The sequence below is a fragment of the Deinococcus cellulosilyticus NBRC 106333 = KACC 11606 genome, from assembly GCF_007990775.1.
In the GTDB taxonomy this organism is placed as follows: domain Bacteria; phylum Deinococcota; class Deinococci; order Deinococcales; family Deinococcaceae; genus Deinococcus_C; species Deinococcus_C cellulosilyticus.
Map to the genome: position 1 here is coordinate 238,598 of NZ_BJXB01000005.1, position 19,313 is coordinate 257,910.

22 protein-coding genes and 1 tRNA gene are annotated in these 19,313 nt (G+C 56.5%); 17 read left to right on the top strand and 6 right to left on the bottom strand.

What is annotated here, in order from left to right; genetic code table 11:
- Positions 1 to 168 precede the first annotated feature (168 nt).
- A complete protein-coding gene (locus DC3_RS07850; protein WP_146883726.1) occupies positions 169 to 993 on the bottom strand; it encodes a patatin-like phospholipase family protein in 825 nt (274 codons plus the stop codon).
- 119 nt (positions 994 to 1,112) lie between these two features.
- Here DC3_RS07850 and DC3_RS07855 point away from each other — a divergent pair, with 119 nt between their 5' ends.
- The 5 genes from DC3_RS07855 to DC3_RS07875 all read left to right on the top strand — a co-directional run bounded on the left by DC3_RS07855 (position 1,113) and on the right by DC3_RS07875 (position 3,759).
- The gene (locus DC3_RS07855) at positions 1,113 to 1,532 is read left to right on the top strand and encodes an SRPBCC family protein (protein ID WP_186815906.1); all 420 of its coding nucleotides are present in this window, start codon (positions 1,113 to 1,115) and stop codon (positions 1,530 to 1,532) included.
- Positions 1,533 to 1,613: 81 nt separating this feature from the next.
- Entirely contained in the window at positions 1,614 to 2,081 is a 468-nt protein-coding gene (locus tag DC3_RS07860) for a MarR family winged helix-turn-helix transcriptional regulator (protein ID WP_222594717.1), read from the top strand.
- A gap of 98 nt (positions 2,082 to 2,179) precedes the next feature.
- The gene (locus DC3_RS07865; RefSeq protein WP_146883730.1) at positions 2,180 to 2,938 is read left to right on the top strand and encodes a nucleotidyltransferase domain-containing protein; all 759 of its coding nucleotides are present in this window, start codon (positions 2,180 to 2,182) and stop codon (positions 2,936 to 2,938) included.
- A gap of 38 nt (positions 2,939 to 2,976) precedes the next feature.
- A tRNA-Ala gene (locus DC3_RS07870) sits at positions 2,977 to 3,052 on the top strand.
- A gap of 98 nt (positions 3,053 to 3,150) precedes the next feature.
- Positions 3,151 to 3,759: a DNA-3-methyladenine glycosylase family protein gene (locus DC3_RS07875; RefSeq protein WP_186815907.1), complete on the top strand. Its 609-nt coding sequence runs from the start codon at positions 3,151 to 3,153 to the stop codon at positions 3,757 to 3,759.
- Positions 3,760 to 3,992: 233 nt separating this feature from the next.
- Here DC3_RS07875 and DC3_RS07880 read toward each other — a convergent pair whose 3' ends face one another.
- Both DC3_RS07880 and DC3_RS07885 read right to left on the bottom strand, forming a co-directional pair.
- Positions 3,993 to 5,225 (bottom strand): multidrug effflux MFS transporter, encoded by a 1,233-nt coding sequence (locus tag DC3_RS07880; RefSeq protein ID WP_186815908.1) that lies wholly within the window; start codon positions 5,223 to 5,225, stop codon positions 3,993 to 3,995.
- 191 nt (positions 5,226 to 5,416) lie between these two features.
- On the bottom strand, positions 5,417 to 6,247 hold the full coding sequence (locus tag DC3_RS07885) for a hypothetical protein (RefSeq protein WP_146883736.1): 831 nt from the start codon (positions 6,245 to 6,247) through the stop codon (positions 5,417 to 5,419).
- A 238-nt stretch (positions 6,248 to 6,485) separates the two neighbouring features.
- Here DC3_RS07885 and DC3_RS07890 point away from each other — a divergent pair, with 238 nt between their 5' ends.
- The 4 genes from DC3_RS07890 (at position 6,486) to alaS (ending at position 11,576) form a co-directional block, all read left to right on the top strand.
- Positions 6,486 to 7,118, top strand: a complete 633-nt coding sequence (locus DC3_RS07890) for a TetR/AcrR family transcriptional regulator (RefSeq protein WP_146883738.1) — start codon at positions 6,486 to 6,488, stop codon at positions 7,116 to 7,118.
- Complete coding sequence (locus DC3_RS07895) at positions 7,115 to 7,906, top strand: SDR family oxidoreductase (protein ID WP_146883740.1); 792 nt, start codon at positions 7,115 to 7,117, stop codon at positions 7,904 to 7,906. Before DC3_RS07890 ends, DC3_RS07895 begins: the two co-directional genes overlap by 4 nt.
- Before the next feature lie 2 nt (positions 7,907 to 7,908).
- On the top strand, positions 7,909 to 8,337 hold the full coding sequence (locus DC3_RS07900; protein WP_146883742.1) for a hypothetical protein: 429 nt from the start codon (positions 7,909 to 7,911) through the stop codon (positions 8,335 to 8,337).
- 563 nt (positions 8,338 to 8,900) lie between these two features.
- Positions 8,901 to 11,576, top strand: a complete 2,676-nt coding sequence (gene alaS / locus DC3_RS07905) for an alanine--tRNA ligase (protein WP_146883744.1) — start codon at positions 8,901 to 8,903, stop codon at positions 11,574 to 11,576.
- 3 nt (positions 11,577 to 11,579) lie between these two features.
- Here the strand turns inward: alaS and DC3_RS07910 are convergent, their stop codons facing one another.
- A complete protein-coding gene (locus DC3_RS07910; protein ID WP_146883746.1) occupies positions 11,580 to 11,795 on the bottom strand; it encodes a hypothetical protein in 216 nt (71 codons plus the stop codon).
- Between the two features lie 316 nt (positions 11,796 to 12,111).
- Between DC3_RS07910 and DC3_RS07915 the strand changes: the two genes are divergently transcribed.
- The 7 genes from DC3_RS07915 (at position 12,112) to DC3_RS07945 (ending at position 16,264) form a co-directional block, all read left to right on the top strand.
- Positions 12,112 to 12,822 (top strand): DUF4388 domain-containing protein, encoded by a 711-nt coding sequence (locus DC3_RS07915; protein ID WP_146883748.1) that lies wholly within the window; start codon positions 12,112 to 12,114, stop codon positions 12,820 to 12,822.
- Positions 12,819 to 13,358 carry a GTP-binding protein gene (locus tag DC3_RS07920; protein WP_222594718.1) on the top strand — a complete coding sequence of 180 codons (540 nt, stop codon included), beginning with the start codon at positions 12,819 to 12,821 and terminating at the stop codon, positions 13,356 to 13,358. Before DC3_RS07915 ends, DC3_RS07920 begins: the two co-directional genes overlap by 4 nt.
- A gap of 42 nt (positions 13,359 to 13,400) precedes the next feature.
- A complete protein-coding gene (locus DC3_RS07925; RefSeq protein WP_146883750.1) occupies positions 13,401 to 13,766 on the top strand; it encodes a roadblock/LC7 domain-containing protein in 366 nt (121 codons plus the stop codon).
- 230 nt (positions 13,767 to 13,996) lie between these two features.
- Entirely contained in the window at positions 13,997 to 14,560 is a 564-nt protein-coding gene (locus DC3_RS07930) for a globin family protein (RefSeq protein WP_146883752.1), read from the top strand.
- A gap of 253 nt (positions 14,561 to 14,813) precedes the next feature.
- Positions 14,814 to 15,113: a DUF1330 domain-containing protein gene (locus tag DC3_RS07935; protein ID WP_146883754.1), complete on the top strand. Its 300-nt coding sequence runs from the start codon at positions 14,814 to 14,816 to the stop codon at positions 15,111 to 15,113.
- A gap of 5 nt (positions 15,114 to 15,118) precedes the next feature.
- Positions 15,119 to 15,643 (top strand): HAD family hydrolase, encoded by a 525-nt coding sequence (locus DC3_RS07940; protein WP_246130593.1) that lies wholly within the window; start codon positions 15,119 to 15,121, stop codon positions 15,641 to 15,643.
- Positions 15,644 to 15,727: 84 nt separating this feature from the next.
- On the top strand, positions 15,728 to 16,264 hold the full coding sequence (locus DC3_RS07945; RefSeq protein ID WP_146883759.1) for an HAD family hydrolase: 537 nt from the start codon (positions 15,728 to 15,730) through the stop codon (positions 16,262 to 16,264).
- Between the two features lie 154 nt (positions 16,265 to 16,418).
- Here DC3_RS07945 and DC3_RS07950 read toward each other — a convergent pair whose 3' ends face one another.
- Together DC3_RS07950 and DC3_RS07955 are read right to left on the bottom strand one after the other, a co-directional pair.
- Positions 16,419 to 17,219, bottom strand: coding sequence for a DUF817 domain-containing protein (locus tag DC3_RS07950; RefSeq protein WP_222594719.1), 801 nt, complete (start codon positions 17,217 to 17,219; stop codon positions 16,419 to 16,421).
- Positions 17,220 to 17,297: 78 nt separating this feature from the next.
- Complete coding sequence (locus DC3_RS07955; protein ID WP_146883761.1) at positions 17,298 to 18,185, bottom strand: GNAT family N-acetyltransferase; 888 nt, start codon at positions 18,183 to 18,185, stop codon at positions 17,298 to 17,300.
- A gap of 138 nt (positions 18,186 to 18,323) precedes the next feature.
- Between DC3_RS07955 and DC3_RS07960 the strand changes: the two genes are divergently transcribed.
- A complete protein-coding gene (locus DC3_RS07960) occupies positions 18,324 to 19,124 on the top strand; it encodes a YwiC-like family protein (RefSeq protein WP_146883763.1) in 801 nt (266 codons plus the stop codon).
- Positions 19,125 to 19,313: the final 189 nt, after the last annotated feature.

Genomic DNA, 19,313 nt, shown 5'->3' on the forward strand with positions numbered 1-19,313 from the left:
AAAAGGCAGAAGGCTGTAAAATGCCCGGGCTCTTGCTTCTTGAAAGCTGCAGTCAACCTCAAAACCGTGGCAAAAGAACCCATTTCCTTGTTGCTTTGAAGCCTTTAAGGATTCAGCAGCATGTACGTGCTTTTGGCCTTCTGCCTTCTGCACTCAGCCTTCTGCCGTTTACAACCCCAGAAGCTCCCGAATCCTGTCCTCCTGCAAGGTGGCAGCTTCCTCTCCAAGTTTGACGGCCTCATCCAGTTTCCAGAAGTTTTCGGTGTCGATTCTGGGCAGCACGCTGGGGCGCAAAAGCAGGTCAGGTTTGTACATGGCCAGTCGCATTTCGGTCATCTGAGATTGCATCACGATGATGGTTCTGCGGGCAGTGGGCAGGAGTCCCACCCGTTTGTCTTTCTGGAACTGTCCTTTGGGAGGGCTGGTTTCCCCTTCGTACTCGGGTCCGTTCACAAAGGTGACATCCACAGCGATGATGGGCCTGACCCCCATGAACATCACTGCATCCACCGGGACTTCATTGAGGATGCCTCCATCTGCCAGAAGCTGGTCTCCGATCCACACGGGATCAATCAGGCCGGGGTAGGCCACTGTGCAGCGCAGGGCCTGGGCCAGTGATCCGTGGTTGAAATACACCGAGTTTCCGCTGATCAGGTCTGTTGCAGTGATGGTGAAGGGCATTTTGAGGTCTTCGAAGCGCTCAGGGAGGTATTGCTTTAAAAAAGCCTCAAAAGCAATGTTGTTGAGGAGGCCCGATCCGATGTTGAGTTTCAGGAGCCTCAGGACGGGTGCTGTGGCGGCCATCTTGCGGATGTCTGAAGCGGAGTAACCTGCAGCATAAAATGCCCCCAGCAGGGCACCCATGCTGGTTCCAGCAATGCAACTGGGACGCACGCCGAGCCTGTCCAGAACATTGAACACCCCGATGTGGGCGAATCCTCTGGCCCCTCCACCTCCGAGGGCCAGTCCGAAGGGTCTGTGTGTGGTGGTCATGTTGTCCTTAATCTAACGCGAAACGGGAGTGAAAAGGTTTTTTACAGGGATCGATCAAGGATTGACAATATATAAGTATACATATAATATGTAAGCATATGGAAGGAGGATTTATGTGGATGATTCGAGTGAGTGAACACACCCGTGCCAGTGCAGAGCAGGTCTGGTTCCTTTACACCGATGTGGCAGGGTGGCCCAGATGGGACAGCGAACTCGACGCTTGCACCCTCTCAGGCCCTTTTGAAGCAGGCACAACAGGAACCCTCACCCCAAAAGGCATGACACCCATTCCTTTCACCCTCCTGCACGTTGATCCTTTCAAAAGCTTCTCGGATGAAACCCACCTTCCCGGAGCCGTGCTCAAGTTCCACCACACCCTTGAAGCCACGCCCGAAGGCCTCAAAATCACGCACACCATTCACCTGATCGGACCCGATTATGACCGTTATGCCGCCACCATCGGCAAGAGCATTGCGGCACACCTGCCTCCTGCCCTCAAGAAACTTGCTGCACTGGCAGAAGCCCCTGTCCCTGCATGACTGTTCTGTGCCTCACCTGCTTTCTGCCTAGTCTTCGCTGTAGACTGGGAACAGCTTGTGCCATCTGCCTGCTGACCGCTGATGGCTGACCGCTCACCCACCATGTCCGAAGATTTCCCCACCGAATTCGACACCCCACAGGACAACCCTGGCTTTCTGCTGTGGACCATCACCAGCAGGTGGCAAAGGCAGGTCCGGCAGGTGCTCGACCCCCTGAACCTGACCCACGCACAGTTTGTGCTGCTGGCCAGTCTGGGCTGGCTTTGCACCCGCGAGGCGCACATCACCCAGATCCGCCTCGCCGACCACGCCCAGATGGACCCCATGACCACCTCACAGGTGCTCAGGACGCTGGAACAGAAAGGCTGGGTGACCCGCCTGCCACACCCCAGAGACACCCGCGCCAAGGTCTTGCAGGTGACCCCTGAAGGTCACACCATGATCGAGCAGAGCATCCCTCTGGTGGAGGCGGTGGACCGGGCCTTTTTCGCAGAACTGGGTCCAGAGGCAGTGGCCCTCTTCAAAAAGCTGGACCAGCGTTCCTCCTGACCGGGGCCTCTCCTGTAAGCATCTTCACTGCGCCATGTCTGCACCACTGTGCCGTTCAGCCGATGTGCTTTTGCAGGGCTTTGCGCACAATGGGGGGAATGGACATCCTTGGAACCATCACCGAACAGCTTGTTCAGGAGGGTGCAGAAGCCGTGCTGCTCCTCGGGAGCTTCTCGCGGGGCGAAGAAGTGCCCTACAGCGACCTTGACCTGCATGCGGTCTACCAGACTGTGCCCACCTACCAGCAGCGCATTGCCTACCTCGATGGCCGACTGGTCACCGTGAGTTTCTACACCTGGGACCGCAAGGAACTGGCCTTCACCGATGCCCAGACGGCCCTGTGGAACATCGAGGGCATGAGGCACACCCGGATTCTGCATGACCCTGAAGGCCGCTTTGCTGCCCTGCAGACCCGCGCCCAGGCTTTCGACTGGAGCCAGGTCCGTGAAGGGGCACTGGGCCGCATCGGGTCCCACCTGTACAACACCATCGAAGAATGCCACAAGATCATGGGTGCCCTGCTGACCCACAATGCAGAAAAGTGCATGTTCGCCATGGAGGGCATCAAATGGTCCCTCGCCGAAATCAGTGCCTTTGCCAGTGGAGCCCTGATCGTCACCGAAAACCGCTACTGGAGCACCATCCATCAGGCAGAACCGGACCCGGAGTGGAAGGAACACTTCTGGACCATGCTGGGTTTCACAGGAGCATCTGTCTTCGAGAGGGGAGAGGCGACCCTCAAACTCTACCTGCGCAGTTTTGAGCTGCATGGAGAGCATGTCAATGAAGAACACAAAAACACTGTCCAGCAAACAGCAGAAACCATCCGTGCATTTCTTGCGCAAGGGGGGTATTGACAGGAGCGAGATTCACTGATATTCTTACTCTCGCTTTCGGGGCTGTGGCGCAGTTGGGAGCGCGTCTGAATGGCATTCAGAAGGTCAGGGGTTCGAATCCCCTCAGCTCCACCAGAAAGAGATCCGCTAGAAACAGCGGATCTTTTCTTTTTGTCTCAACTCGGTAAGGCCTCGCATTTTCTGAAGCCTGCTTTTCAGGAATGATGGTTTCCATGTCTGCCTCTGCTGCCCGCACCTTCCTGGAACAGGACCCGATCCTTGCCTCCTTGCTGGAAAAATACCCTCTGCCTGAGACCTTCAAGGGCTCTTTTGACGCTTTCGCTGGCCTGTGCAGCATCGTGATTGGGCAGCAGGTCAGTGTGCGTTCCTCTGTGGCGGTGGAGAAGCGGGTGTTGAACCATCTGGGCAGCTTCACCCCCGAAAAGATGCTGGAAACCCCCGAAGATGTGCTGGGCAAACTCGGCATGACCCGCAACAAGATCCGCACCCTCAAAGGCATGGCTGTCAGGGTCAAGGAAGGACTCGATCTGGATGCCTTGCAGCATGAACCAGACGCAAAAGTCAGTGAAATCCTGCTGGGCATGTGGGGCATTGGCCAGTGGTCCACAGACATGTTCCTGATGTTCGGACTGGGCCATGAAGACGTGTTCCCCTGGGGAGATGTGGCCCTGAGGCGCGGCTTTTTTCGGGTGATGGGGCAGGACGCCACCCCTGGAATTGCAGAGAGGTGGCGTCCTTTTCGTTCTTATGCGTCCTGGTTGTTCTGGCAGGAATCAGAAACGGACCTTTCGATTCAGCCGCTGTTCTGGGTGCATGTCTGAAGGCCGAGGGCTCAGGGCCGAGCGACCAGTGCGACGCGGGCCGCCCCGCAAGCACGTCTTCGGGTCAAGAGAGAGCCGAGGGCAAATCGGAATGCAGCGGCCATTGCCTGTAAGGTGAGATGATGTTCTTGAAAGTGAACCTGCAGCTGTGTGCCAGAGGGGCAAGCCATCTGCCCGCCGATACGTCATTTGTTTGACACCAGTAAGGCAAGAATTTCCTGTGCTCTCGGCTCTCAAACCCTAACCCGCTTCGCTTCAGGCCGGTGCCGCTGCCAGAGCCATGTGAGGATCATCAGGCTGATGAAGGCGAGTCCGGTCCAGCCAATGCCGAACTTCAGGAAGTCGCCTGCGGCCCACTGTCCGATCAGGGAGCCCAGCAGGCCTGCCCCTGCACTGCTGACAAATCCGATGATGCTGCTCGCAAATCCTGCGATGTTGCCCAGAGGTTCAAGGGCTGCACTGTTGGCATTCGGGAAGGTGATGCTCATGAAGAACAAGACCAGGCTGATGTGCAACCACACCCCGATCACCTGGTGGTCCAGCAGGGCGTGGGGCACGGTCAGGAAGCTGATGGCACAGATGCCCCACAGGGCGTAGCGGATCAGTTTGTGCAGGCCCAGACGCGTCACCAGGGCACCATTCACAAAGGCCCCGAGGGTCTGCATGATGCCTGTTGCTCCGAAAGCCAGGGCGAATTGTGTGTTGCTGAGCCCCAGGAAGCTCTTGTACATCTGGGGTGCACTCATCAGGTAGGTGTACAGGATGGCGAAGGTGAAGGTGAGGATCAGGGTGTAGGCCACACTCTGTTTGTTGTGGAAGACCTGGGAGGCTGCATTTCTCAGGTTGGTAAAGTTCTGCACCCTGCGTTTCTCTGCAGGGAGGGTTTCATGCAGCCTGAGCCCTGCCCACAGCATCAGAACACCTGTGAGGGCAGCAATGAAAATGAAGATGGCATGCCAGCCCCATTGCAGAAAAACCGTCCCGATGCTTGGGGCAATCACTGGAGCAATCAGGAAGACCATCATGGCAAAGGACATGATGCGGGCCATTTCTGCTCCGGCATACTGGTCCCGGATCAGGGCCGTGGGCACGATTCGCATGCCTGCACCCAGCAATCCCTGCAGTGCCCGCAGCGCCAGCAGCAAGGTGAAATCCTGCGTGAACAGGATGCCAATGGTGGCCAGCAGATAAAGTCCCAGAGCCCCCATCAGGATGGGTTTTCTGCCGTACTGGTCGCTGAGGGGTCCGTGAATCAGCTGTCCTGCCGCAAATCCGAAGAAGTACACGCCCACAATCAGCTGGGCACGGGTTTCACTCACTCCGAAATCCTGGCTCATGATGCTGAGCGCAGGAAGCATGATGTCGATGGTGAAGGCACTGATGGCCTGCAGGAGGCCCACCATCAGGATGATTTCCAGGGTGGAGTTCCGGGGTCTGGGGTTCTGGAGTTGGGTGGGAACAGTCACGGCCCAATCTAACACTTTAAAAAACATATTGAATAGGCAAATCTTGCACAAAACCACAGGCGTTTTGACCAGAGTTCCTGAAAACGCTCGTCCTGGGATAGAATCTTGCTTTCTGTCTCTGCCTGCCCTTTTGCAACACCACTGCCAGAAATTTAACTGTGAACTGTTGACTGTGAACTGTCTGCTGTGAATCAGCTCTCGATTTCGACCACCAGAACGGGAGCATGGGCACTGAGCTCTTCCTGGTACTCGTACAGGTCATGAAAAAGCAGGTCTGTTCCTGCCAGATGCATGGACTGCCCCACCTGGTAGACGGCTTTCTCGAAGACCACTTCCTTGAGCAGCATGGTGAAGACCTCGAGCACATCGTCCGCCTGTCCATCCTGGGCCAGCAGGGCAAAATTGGGCGAACGGAAGCGCTCAAAGCCCCTGGTGGCGTACCAGACCAGACCATCTGGCCGTTTGACCTTGTTGAGGCTGGTCCAGAAGGCGGTTGGGATGTCTTTTTTCAACTGGTGACGGTCTGTGCTGAGGGCCACTTCCTTGACCACCCGTGCAGGATGGGCCACGCAGGCGACCTCATCCACCACTCCGAGGAGTCCAAGAGGGGCAAAAGCTGCAGCCACCTGATAGAGGGCAAGCATCTGCTGCAGAGGGCTGTCATTCTCTCCGGTGTAGGTGCAGTGCATGTGGGCCCGGTGGTTCTGCAACTGGTCCTTGATGCTCTTGGCGTAGTCGCTGGCATGAATGGTGCGGTTTTGCAGGTCACGGGGCAAGATGGTGTCGATGCCCGTGACCTGCACTTCATGACCAATCATCTGGAAGTTTCCAGCTTCCTGACCATCCATGCGCTGGAAGTGGATGTTGGGGTCCTGCAAGAGTTGCCTGAGGCTGATCACTGCCCGGTTGAGGTCCGGGAGGATCGGAAAAAGCATGGTGATGCTGTTTCCATCTGAGACGGCGTCCTGTGTGACACTGGATTCGTCTTCAGCAAGATTTAAAAACCTCCTCAGGAAACTCATTTGCTTCATCATAGCGGGTTTGGAGCACAGTTTTCTTACGGTTCAGGGAACATCCTGATCGGGATTTTCCCCCTTGAGGGGTTGGGGTCTGAAAAAACAGGTCAGGAGCAGCAAAGGGCAGGTGAACCCATCCAGAACCTGACGTATAGACAAATTTGTATCCGGTCAATTGATGGGGCGATCTTTATGCTGTACGTTCAGCGAAGATTATTGTACCCTGCAGTGAGGAGGAGCCTTCATGACCCGCATCAACCAGAAAGCGGCAGCTGCAGAGAAAAGCAGGCAGCTGATCCTGGAAGCAGCAGAAAGGCTGTTTGCCGAAAAAGGATTTGAAAAAACCAGCCTGCAGGAGATCTGTGATCAGGCAGGTGTGGCCCGGGGCACCCCGGGATATTTCTTTGGATCAAAAGAAGGCCTGTATCAGGCCGTGCTGGACAGGGCTTTTGCAGAACCCCTGCAACTGGTCCTCACCCTGCGCAGTCTGGTGCAGCAACCCGATCACGAACCCAGGCAACTTCTGCGCTTCGCCATTGAACAGTTTTTCGACTTCCAGCTGAAACATCCCCGCTTTGTGCGGCTCACCGAATGGGAGACCCTGAACGGAGGACAGTTCCTCGGGCACCTGCCCCGCCAGCTTGAAGTCTTCAGAGAAGCCCTTGCCCTGATGCAGCAGGAACTCGACTGGCAGGGGGAACCCGAGCAATTCATGATCGACCTCACAGCCCTGTGCTGGTTTCCGGTGGCCCACGCCGAAACCTTCCTGAAGCCCCTGGGTGTCCACATGGACGATCCGCAGATCCGCGAGAAACGCAAGCAACACGTGGTGGATCTTCTGTTGCAAAAATACCTTCCTGAAAGGAGAGAAGCATGATACGGGTTCTGGTCACAGGTGGAACGGGCGTCCTCGGACGCAGGGTGGTGGACGAGCTCAGACAGAAAGGTGCCCTTCCCAGGGTCCTCAGTCGCAAAATGCAAAATGCAGGCCAGGGAATGGAGATTGCTCAGGGAGATCTGGTCGCCAATACAGGTCTGCAGGAGGCCCTCAAAGATGTGGATGTGGTCATCCACTGCGCCCACAACCCCCAGAACGCCAGAGAAAACACCCTGGCCACCCGGAACCTGATGGAGGCTGTACGGGCTTCAGGGGTGAAACATGTCGTCCTGATCAGCATCATCGGGGTGGACCGCATGACGTTCTACCCTTATTACAGGGCCAAATGGCAAGACGAGCAGACCGTGATCCAGAGCGGGGTGCCCTACACCATCCTCCGGTCTGCCCAGTTCCATGACTTCGTGGGTTTCCTGATTGACACCCTCAGCAAAATCCCCCTGATCCTGCTGCCCAGAGACCTCTGTTTTCAGCCTGTCCAGCTTGAACCCGTGGCAGAAGACCTCGCCCACGCAGCCCTGAACCCACCTGCAGGACGCATGAGAGACCTCGCTGGCCCTGAAGTCCTGACCCTGGACCAGATGATCCGCAGTTATCTGCAGGCCCAGGGCAACCACAAAAAGGTGTACACCTTCCCCCTGCCCCTCCCTTTCATCACGGTCTGGAAAGACCTGAGCAGGCTGGATGTGAGCCGCAAAGGAGAGACCTGGCATCAGTGGCTTTCCAGGCAGGACAGGATCGCCAACCTCTACCAGAAAGCCAGGGGTTGAGCATGCAGACGGTGCAGCAGACACGTCTGCCCGGTGAGACAGCAGGGCTCTGGTATCTCGCGCTCAACTTTCTGGTGCCTGGATTCTGGGCTCTGATCAGCCCACAGGGCTTCTACCAGAATTTTCCCCTTCCAGGACACCCCTGGGTTGCAGCAGATGGTCCTTACAATGAGCACCTGCTGCGGGACTTCGGCAGCCTGCAACTGGCCCTCGCTGCCCTGACCCTGGCCTCCATCTTCTGGCCTGCTCAGGCAAGCACACGTGTGGTGGCGATCAGCACATTGATTTTCGGGGCTCCCCACCTGTTCTACCACGTCACCCACCTGCACACTTTCTCGCAACCTGCAGACATGATTGCTGCCGTCACCCTGCTGGCCCTGCAGGTGATTGTGCCCCTCCTGCTGCTGCTTCACAGCCCTGCAAAAAGATAAAAGCCAGCATCCCGGTCTCCAGAGGATGTGTGCCGTTGGAGACCGGGATGCTGGTTGCCTGACTGCTCTCAAGGAAGTGGTGTTCTGTAGAGACGGCAACCCGGAAGAAAGGGGTAAGGAGAAGTGCGAATTCCGGGGTACCTTCAGCCTAAAGGGCCAGATGCAGGATCTCAAAGAGAAAGCAAACATCTGGAAGGGATTCCATCTGCAGAACTTTTGCTGAATTGAGCAGAAGTTGGACAAGATCCCCCTGCTTCTGCGCTTTGCTTGAAGCGGTCCCCTGTCAGCGTTGGGAGGACAAGATCCTCCTGCACCTCGCTTCGCCTGGTGGTTCCCCCGTCAGCGTTGGGCGATTGTAGAACGTCTAGGATGGTCTCCAGTTCAGTCTTTCACCAACCCCCTTTTGTTAAGGGGGGACAGCCTTGCAGTGCGGAGCACCAGGCAAGGCAGGGGGGATCTGACCTCAGAAACCTCAAACGCCAGATCTAAAGGGCAGGAGACCTCTGGCTTACAGCCATTTGCTGGATTTGGCCTCTCACAGGGACCTTTGTATAATCCTAGGGATGACTGCCAAGCTGAGCACCAACGAAATCCGCCAGAAATACCTCTCGTTTTTCGAGAGCAAAGGACACCTGCGACTGCCGTCCCATTCGACGGTGGCCCCTGATCCCACCACGCTGTTTACTGTTGCAGGCATGCAGCCTTTCAAACCCCAGTTTCTGGGGGGTGCAGCAACCTTCCCCGGTATCGAAGGGGAGCACCGCAGAATCACCACGGCCCAGAAGTGCGTGCGCCTCGGGGACATCGAGAACGTGGGTCGCACCCGCCGTCACCTGAGCCTCTTTGAGATGCTCGGGAACTTCAGCTTCGGGGATTACTTCAAGAAAGAGGCCATCGAGTGGGCGTGGGAACTGCTGACCAGCGAAGCGTGGTTTGCCCTCGACAAATCCAAGCTTTACGTCACCATCTATAAGGATGACGATGAGGCTTTCGGGTACTGGACTGCCCTCGGGGTCGATCCCAGTCACATCATCCGCTTTGATGCCGACGAGAACTTCTGGCCTGCCGATGCGCCTGCCAAGGGTCCCAACGGTCCCTGCGGTCCCTGCTCCGAGATTTACTACGACCGGGGTCCCGAGTTCGGAGACGACACCTGGGAAGATTACAAAGAGACCCGTGAAAGCGCTCGCTTCCTGGAAATCTGGAACCTGGTTTTCCCCCAGTTTGACCGCCAGGATGGGGGTGTGCTTGCCGACCTGCCTTTCAAGAACATCGACACCGGGATGGGTCTGGAGCGCATGGCCAGCATCCTGCAGGATGTCTTTGACTTTTACAGCACCGACACCTTCCGCCCGATCATTGACCGGGTGAGTGAACTCTCCGGCAAGGCCTATGAAGGTGAGAAGTCTGTTTCCCACCGGGTGATTGCCGAGCACCTGCGCAGTGTGACCATGGTGCTTGCAGACGGCACCCTCCCCAGCAACACCGGACGGGGTTACGTGCTGCGCAAAGTGCTGCGTCGGGCCATCCGCCACGCCTACCTGCTGGGCTTCCGTGAGCCTGTGCTTTACACCCTCGTGCCTCTGGTCGTTCAGGCCATGGGTGATGCCTACCCTGAACTGAAGCAGGAAGAGTCCCGCATCCAGAGCGTCATGAAGACCGAGGAAGTGCGCTTCCTGCAGACTGTGGCCGCCGGGATCGAGCGTCTGGACCACCTGCTTTCTGTGCTCTCTGAGGGGGACACCCTGAACGGTCAGGAAGCCTTCACCCTTTATGACACCTACGGCTTCCCCCTCGACCTGACCATTGAAATTGCTGAAGAAAAAGGCATCAAAGTGGATCAGGAAGGCTTCGAGGTGGCCTTCAAAGAGCAGCAGGAAAGGGCCCGTGCCGCCAGCAAGATGGGCAAGCAGGAACTGTTCGGTGCCGTTGCAGAGGTGCTCGATGAAGTGGCCCGTGAGCATGGGGCCACCGAGTTCGTGGGGTATGACACCACCGAGTCCCATGCCTCCGTGCTGGCCCTGATTGTGGAAGGGGAGTCTTACAAAATCATTACCGTTAACCAGACGGCCCAGGTGATCCTCTCCACCACCCCTTTCTATGCCGAGGGGGGCGGTCAGGTCGGAGACAGCGGAATGATCGAATGGGATGGGGGCTGGGGCATGGTCACCAGCACCCAGAAGACCCCTCAGGGCATTTTCCTGCACACCCTGGAAGTCAAGGAAGGTTCGCTTGAAGAAGGGGCTCAGGTGCGTGCTGTGGTCGGACCCAGACGCAAGGCCACCGAACGCCACCACACCGCCACCCACCTGCTGCAGGCTGCCATGCGCACCATTCTGGGGAGCACCGTGCGTCAGGCCGGAAGCCTGGTGACTCCGGACCGTCTGCGTTTCGACTACACCCACAATGAGGCCCTCAGCACTGAGGAAATCCGTGAAATCGAGGTGCTGGTGAACCGCTGGATTCAGTCGGATTTCGCTGTGAACTACGCTTACATGCCCATCGATGAAGCCCGTGCCACCGGAGCCATGGCCCTGTTCGGGGAAAAATATGGTGATGTGGTGCGTGTGGTGAGCGTGGAAGGTGGGGTCATCCGGGACATCACCAACGAAACCATCTCAAGCAAGGAACTCTGCGGTGGAACCCATGTGAAGCGCACCGGAGAAATCGGCACTTTTGTGATCGTCAGCGATGAGAACCTTGCTGCCGGAGTGCGCCGCATTGAAGCCCTGTGTGGTGAGGCTGCCAGCCAGTACATCCGCCAGCAGTTTGACCTGCTGGGACGTGCCGCAGGTCTGCTGAACACCAGCACCACTGCCCTTCCCGAGCGGGTGCAGCAGGTGCAGGGCCAGATCAAGGAGCTGAACCAGACCATCGACAACCTGAAACGGGACCTGGCCCGTGCCCAGGTCTCTGGTGGTGCAGGCCAGAACGTGCAGGAACTTGGTGGCTTCAAGGTCGCCAGCCTGAAGGTGGTGGGTCTGGAATCGGGTGCCCTGCGTGGTGCTGCCGATTCTCTGATGGACGCAACCCAGGCCGATGTGGTCGTTGTTGCTTCCGATGCAGGTCTGGTGGTCAAGGCCAGCAAGGACGCAGTGGCAAAAGGAGCCAACGCCGGGAAGATCATCGGTGTGCTGGCCCAGGCTGCAGGGGGTCGCGGTGGTGGCCGTCCTGACATGGCCCAGGCAGGCATCAAAGATGCTGACGCTGCTCTGGGAGCGCTGGAACAGGCCTTCTGATCCTCAGCTTCGTTTCAGCAGCTTGACCGTTGTTTCAGGCACTGCTTTTCCGGCAGTGCCTTTTTTGATGTGCTCTGGCTCCTGTGCAGGAACAAAATGTAAAGACAGAAAGAACCGTAAAGCAGACGTACCCCTTTGATTAAGGTGCAAAAATTGATGCAATTTTTTTCGTCTGGATGCTGCTTGAGGCTGAATCCCGGATCTGGTGAGAAAGGGCATTTGTCTCCTGAAGCCACGCTGAAGGTTGCGTTACAATTGAGTTCAGAGTACCTTTAGAACAAGAGCCACGGCAAAGACACCGCTTGCCAATAGGGCGTTGAAAGGGGTGAACGCGAAACTGGAGGGAAGACGACGCTGTGATAATCCTGTGATTCTCAGGATCATAGAATGAGACCGTGCTCTACAACGCAGACGTTTGATTTTGTTAAGACGCCTGTGATAGTTTTTTAATACACAGTCTCCAGAGCACAGCGCGTTAGAACACGTTTGCTGCGCAAAGTAAGCGGTCTAAGTCCCTCTTGTCGCGAGGAATACTATGGCAGTAACAGGAAGTTTTGCAGACATCCCACTCACCGAAGTGCTGGCCACCATCTCCAGAAGGTCCGGTAAGCTCTTCATCGCTGATAACGATTCCAAGCAGAGTTACGAACTGCACTTCATGCAGGGCATGCTCTGTGCCTTCTTCATCGGCAAGGAACCCGTTAAGGACGTGTCACAGATCCGTGACTACCTCAAAGCCCTCTCTCGCCGTGGCAGCTGCACTTTCGAATTCGCCAAAACAGAACCCACTGAACTGGTGAACAACTTCCTGCTGCCCATCGAGCGCCTTGGACGGTCCATGGCCTCCGAGGACATCAAAGAACAGGTGGAAAGGGACCGGGAACGCTTCGCTCACCCTGACACCCGCTTCATTCTGCTGAAACCCACCGAATTCTGGGCCCATGAAGGCTTAGAGCTCTTCTTCCAGAGCGCCCTGCACCTGCTGTCCCAGCCCAACGGTGTGAGCGCCCGCGAACTGATCCAGAAACTCGACCTTCCCATCTCCATGGAAGTGGCCCAGTTGTACCTGTACCAGCTTCGTTCCCACGGAGCCATTGCCCCTGTGCGTGCTTTCGAATCCGAAACCCAGTACGTGCAGAGCCAGCAAGTGGTGCAGCAAGTTGTTGCTAAAGGCGGCAAAGGTGGTCTGTTCGGAGCCTTCCGCAGCCTCTTCAGCCGTCTGTTCAAGGCGAGGACCTCTCAATGATCAAGCCCCTCAAGATCGTCGTTTCAGGCCCCGTAGGTGCAGGAAAAACCACCTTCATCCGGAGCCTGTCCGAGACCGAAGTGGTGGACACCGACGCGGACGCCACCGAGGACATCGGAAAGGCCAAAACCACCATTGCGCTGGACTTCGGCACCCTGACCGTCGACGACAGCCCCATCTACCTGTTCGGGACCCCCGGTCAGGACCGCTTCGACTTCATGTGGGAAGTGGTGTGTGAAGGTGCACTCGGACTGATCATGCTGGTGTCTGGAACCCGTCCTGGCGACCTGGGCCGTGCCCGCGCCATTCTGGAGTTCATCACCTCCCGGATTCCCGTGCCTTTCGTGATTGGCGTCACCCACCAGGACCTTCCCAAAGTGTGGCGGCCCGACGACGTGGCAGACTACTTCCAGCTGCCCTATGACCGCGTTTTCGGCGTCAATGCCACCGATGGTGACACCTGCATGGACGTGATCCACTCCATCATCGCGCTGGCCAACGAAGCCCGCAACGGCAACCCTGTTGTCCAGCCCTAAGCATTCTCTCAAACCATTTCTCGTCCGGAGGCCCTTTAAAGCATGAGCAAGCAGGAACAGCTTCAAGCCGCGATTGATCATTTGCGTACAGCGATTCCCGAATTGCAAGGTGCATTGGTGGCCTCCACGGACGGATTGCCCATCGCCTACTCGATGGGCGGCTCTTCTGACCCGGTTCGCATTGCAGCCATGGCCGCCACTGCTCTGGGTCTTGGCAAGCGCATCGGGGAAACCCTGGGTGCAGGCCAACTGGCAGAAACCAGTGTGACTGGCAGCACCGGACAGATCCTGATCTATGCTGCCGGGACCAAAGGGGTTCTGGCCGTGGTGGCTCCCACCTGGTCCAGCGTGGGCCTGATCCACCTGGAAGCCCGGGACACCAGCCGCAGAATTGCCGAGTTGCTGTAACCTCTGTTTGCAGGACCTGGAAAGCGGTCCAAAGTCACAGATTTTCTGAGATTCCGCTTTTTTCAGAAGGTTTCAGAAAACGTAACAACAGAATCAACCCTCTGGTAAATCTTCCAGAGGGTTTTTTGTGGTATAAAAGGTCAGAACTATTTTCGGTTCTGCATGTTTTTTTGTGATGCGCTCTGTCTCTTGCCACACCACGAGCATCAAATACTCGCAAGGAGGGAACCATGCAAGGCGCTGCCACCCTATCTGAACTGTACGCGGGCATCCTCAGGGAACTGCCATCCGCGCAAAAATTTTCCGAACAAGACGCACATCTGCTGAAAGCCCATCAAGACCAGCTGCTTGGCTGGAGTTCTGACCTCGAACAGGCTGTGCTGGAAAGCATCTCTGAAGATCAAAACCCCTTCGCTGGCCCTGGAGCCCTCTTCACCGTGGGGCACTGGTGGGCAGAGGCCATCAAGAACGGCACCTCCCAGGACTTCTGGCACCGCCTGACCATGATGGGACTGGTCAATGCCAACAGACGCCTCAGAATGGCCTCTGTGGTGGGAGCCTGGGGCATTGTGGAACAGAAACTGCTGGAGAAGACCCACGCCTCTTTTTCAGGCCCAGAGGCCACTGCACTGGCAGGTGCCCTGATGCGACTTGTCAAGACGGCCCTGGCCCTTGGCAGTGGCAGTTACCTGCATGGCTACCTGCGGGCCCTCAGTGAATCCACCGGGACCAGTTACGCCCTGCTGGAACGTCTGGCCGAGACGGAATTGTCGAATGTGATCAGCAGCATGTAAAAGATGCCGAGGGCCGAGGGCAACAGACCTGGGATTCTTGGCTCGCTTGTGGCCACTTCTGTTTGAATGTGAAGAGGGAAAGGGCTTTCCTCCAGCAATTGCAAGGGTGTTCTTGAAGGGCCTGAGCTCCATCCATCACGATCTGGGATGTTCCCACTGTTCCGTTGATCAAGGACAGCAAGGTTTCTGCTTTTTGCCCTCGGCGTTCTCAAACCCCTTGACGCCACTCCGCACCCCGTGGTGACAATACATCATGCCTGCCTACATCATCGTGAACACCCGGGTGTCTGACCCGACCAGAATTCAGGAGTACCGTGACCTTGCCCAGCAGTCCGTGCACCAGTACGGTGGCCGCTATCTGGTGCGAGGTGGCCCCATGCTGATGCTGGAAGGGGAGTACCACCCTGAGCGTCTGGTGGTGCTGGAATTCGATTCGCTGGAACGCATCCGCGAGTGGTATGCCAGCGAAGCTTACCAGAAAGCGAAAGCCGCCCGTGATGGCATTGCCCAGTTTGACATGATTGCTGTGGAGGGGCTGGACGTGCCTTTGTGAACAGGATGCTGCTGGTTCTGGACCTTGATGAGACCCTGATGCATGCTTCAAGGTCCCTGAAGGTGGAGCCTGATTTTCGCATGTGGGAGTACCGTGTGAAGGTCAGGCCCCACCTGAAGGGTTTTCTGGAACTGGCTTTTGAGCATTTCGATGTGGGGGTCTGGACCTCTTCCAGTGCAGATTATGCCTGGATTGCTGTGCAGCACCTCTTTGAAGATCCAGGGCAGTTGAAATTCATCTGGGCCAGAGAGCGCTGCACCTACTGCTGGGATGAGGAGGTGCAGGATTTTGTGTGGGCCAAGCGCCTCCACAAGGTCAAATCCAGAGGGTACCGTCTGGAACGCACGCTGGTCATTGATGATTCTCCAGAGAAATTCCGCACTGCTTATGGAAACCTGATCCGGGTGACGCCTTTTGAGGGGGATGCAGATGATCAGGAACTGGTCAGGCTCGGGTGCTATCTTCTGAAAATCAGGGACCACAGAGACGTTCGCAGGCTGGAGAAGCGCAACTGGCACCAGCAGATTTGAGGTCTTCTGAATGTTCTGAATCTGTGACAGATTTGTGTCAGTCTGCCCATGACATGATGGAAGAAAGCTGTAAAGGAGCGCACCATGACCCACCGACCCCTGATCATCCTGGACCTGGATGAAACCCTGATCCACTCCACCGTGAGCCGGTCACGTGTGCCCAATCCCGACTTTCTGATTGACGACCTGCGGGTCAAAATCCGTCCCCACACCCTGGACATCCTGAAGGTCTGCTTTGACCACTTCGATGTGGGCGTCTGGACCTCCTCTGCCTGGGATTACGCTGAGGCTGTCCTGAAAGCAGTTTTCCCGAAAAAATACAGCGAGCAGATCAAATTTCTGTGGTCCAGAGAGCACTGCATTCGCGAGTTCGATGAGGTGCTGAAAGAACACCTGTGGGCCAAACACCTGGGCCGCATCGAGCAGGAGGTGGGCTACCTGCAGGAACGGGTCTGGCTGATCGATGACTCCCCTGAGAAGTTCCGGGGAACCCCCGGCAAGATCATCCGGGTCAAGCCTTTCTTTGGTGACGAAGACGACATTGAACTCCTGGAACTCGCTGGATATCTGGGCCGTCTGGGGATGGCTCCGCAACCTGAGCAGAAATACGGACGCAGATAAGGGCAGAAGGCTGAAAACCGAGAGCCAGGAGCCGATGGCAAAAAGCAGAAGGCCGAAGGTCCAAAAGCAACAGTGAAAGCCCTATGGAAAAGCGGAGGAGAATGTCCTCCGCTTTTTGTTGCTTTGTCGCTGTGAACTGTGGACTGTAAACTCTCTAATACCTGGTCTTCTGCAGGCTGCTCTTGATCCCTTTCAGTTTGGCGATCAGCACGAAACTGAGGATCACCAGCAGAGCCCAGCTGCTGATCTTGCCGTAATGCACTGTCTGCCACAGGGTTTCCTGGTTGGGGTACTTCCAGGCACCATAAAACGTTCCTATGTTTTCCGCCAGCCAGATGAACAGCCCAATCAGCAGGAAGGACAGGGTGAGGGGCATCTGGTAAGGTCGGCCGTTGATCTGGAAGTGCACGCGGGTGTTCCACATCAGGACCACGAGGGCAATGGTGAGGCCCCAGCGCTGGTCCTCAATGTAATGGTTGGCGAAGAAATTCAGGTACAGCAGGGCGGCAAAAAGGTTGGCCGTCCAGGAGGGGTATTCACTGAACTTCAGGTTGAACCTGCGCCACGCCTGACAGATGTAACTGGCGACACTGGCATACATGAAGCCTGAATAAATCGGGACATCCCAGATTTTGGTGTAGGCCGCTTCTGGGTAACTCCAGGACCCGTGATGCACCTTGAAGAGTTCGAGCGCCAGCCCAAACACATGAAACAGACAGATGACCTTCAGTTCATCCACGGTTTCCAGTTTGCTGAGGACCATCACTGCCTGCATGACGATGCAGAGAATCAACATGAAGTCGTACCTGGGAAGGGGCAAATCAATGTATTTGCTGAGGGCCAGTCCCAGCATGATCACGGCAGGGAAGATGCAGCACAGGGCCTCCAGATACACAAAAGTCAGAAAATCCTGCAGGCGCGGAGACAGCTTGAAGGGTTTGAGCATGAGGCGCATGGTGCCTTCACTGTAAAGGAAGAGGATGACCTGCAAGGCCAGAGTTGATGAGCCTTATGTGTAAATGCCTCAAATCACTCAAAGCTTGCGGGTGTAGGTCAGCCACATGGGTTCAATGTGGTACCCAAGCCTGCGGTTGACTTTGAGCATGGGCAGGTTGATGACTGCCCCACCTGTTCCTGCTTTCAGGTGACCCTGTGTTCTGGCCCACTGCAGGGCATGCGCTTTGACCAGGGTGCAAAGCCCTCGATGGCGAAATTTGCGGCCTGTGAGGGTGATTTCACTCTGGATATCGGGCTGTCTGACATCCAGGACGGTCAGGGCAACCACCTGATTGCGGTATGCAGCAGTGAACCACACAAAACCCTCCTGCCAGTAGGTTTTCTCAAAATCTTCCCGGGTCTGCACACTCCAGCGGGTGGCAGGCACCTGAGGAACGCCCTCAAATCCTTCCAGATACAGTTCAAACAGTTCTGCTGAAGGCTCTGGTGTGCCCTGATGCACTTCAAATCCTTCAATGAACAGCCTTTCCTCGAGCCCTTCAAAAGGCTGGAAGTCAAAGCTCTGGAGGTCCACTGTGGCACCATAACTCTGAAAGGTGTTCTGAAAGCCCTGCTGTTCCAGAAAGGCTCTTGCGGCAATGTAATCCTCACGGATGGTGCTTTCGAGCGCCTGGTACTGCTGGGCCTTCTGCAATACGGCGGCATAAAGGGATTCTCTGGCCTCAGGATGATCTGCATGGGCATAGAACCGCACATGCAAGGTGGCGGGCACTTCTGCAGGAGCATAGGAGGCATAACCAACAACCTTCCCATCCTGCTCTGCCACCAGGCGACCTCTTTCAGGGTATTTCTCGATGTTCTGTGCAAGCCCACTGGCATCAAAAGTCCATTGATTGAGGTAATGCTGCTGCTGCAATTCAACGATGTGTTTTGCATCCTCTGGTAGTGCTTTGCGAATCTGCATGGGTCAAGTGTAGGAGCAGCCTTCTGGAGACACAAATTTTGATCCTACGCTGAATTGCCTACTCAAGCCCTGTTAATGTTCTTTTTAAAAGCATATTCTCAGGACAAAAGCCTTCCCTGAACTTCCTACCCTGAAAGCATGCAAGCTGCCGTGACCCCCAACAAGAACCTGATCAAAAGTGTTGCCGTTCCCAACGAGCACGGAGGCTGGGGCTTCACCCTGGAACCTGTGCTGCTCGGTCTCCTGGTGGCCCCCAACCCTGCAGGCTGGGGTCTGGGGCTGCTTGCCCTGATGGGCTTTTTAGGACGCCACCCGATCAAGCTCTGTCTGGCAGACCTGCGGCGCAGAAAAATGTACCCCAGAACGCGGCTTGCGCTGGGCTTTGCAGCCCTTTACGTCACCCTGGGCCTGTTTGGACTGTGGCTTGCGATCAGTCAGGCCCAGCAGAACTTCTGGTTGCCCCTCCTGTGCGTGACCCCCCTGATGGGCGTTCAATTGTGGTTCGATGCCCAGAACAAAGGCCGCAACCTGCTCCCAGAATTGTGCGGAGCCATTGCCATGGGAGCAGTGGCCACTGCCATTGCCCTGGCAGACGGCACATCCTCCACCGTGGCCTACGCCCTGTGGATGGTACTGGCGGTGCGCTCGGTGACCTCCATCTATTTCGCCCGCACCCAGGTCATGCGGGCCAGAAAACAACCCACCCTCCCCCAGACCAGTCTCCTGATCGGCATTCTGGGCTGGTTTGCCCTCGCCTTCACAGGGAATGCACAACTCACCCCCATGTTCACCGTGATCGCCATGACCGCACTGCTCGGGTATCAGGTTTATGCCTTCAGACAGCCTCCGGTGGCCGCCAAGGTGGTCGGGTGGGGCCAGATGGCTTTCGGGTTGCTTTTTGTGATCTGCACGGTGGTCGGGGTGCAGACGGGGATTTGAAGGATCTGCCGAGGGCCAAGGGCCGAGAGCCGGGGGCAAATATAAAGCCAATGCTCAGGCATTCAGCCAAAAGCATGAATTTAAAACCAAATTGAACCGAATGTGGCCTGCTTCAAGGTTGACACCCCCAGTGTCAGTGAATCACGATGCTCTCGGCTCTCGGCTCTCGGCTCTCGGCTCTCGGCTCTC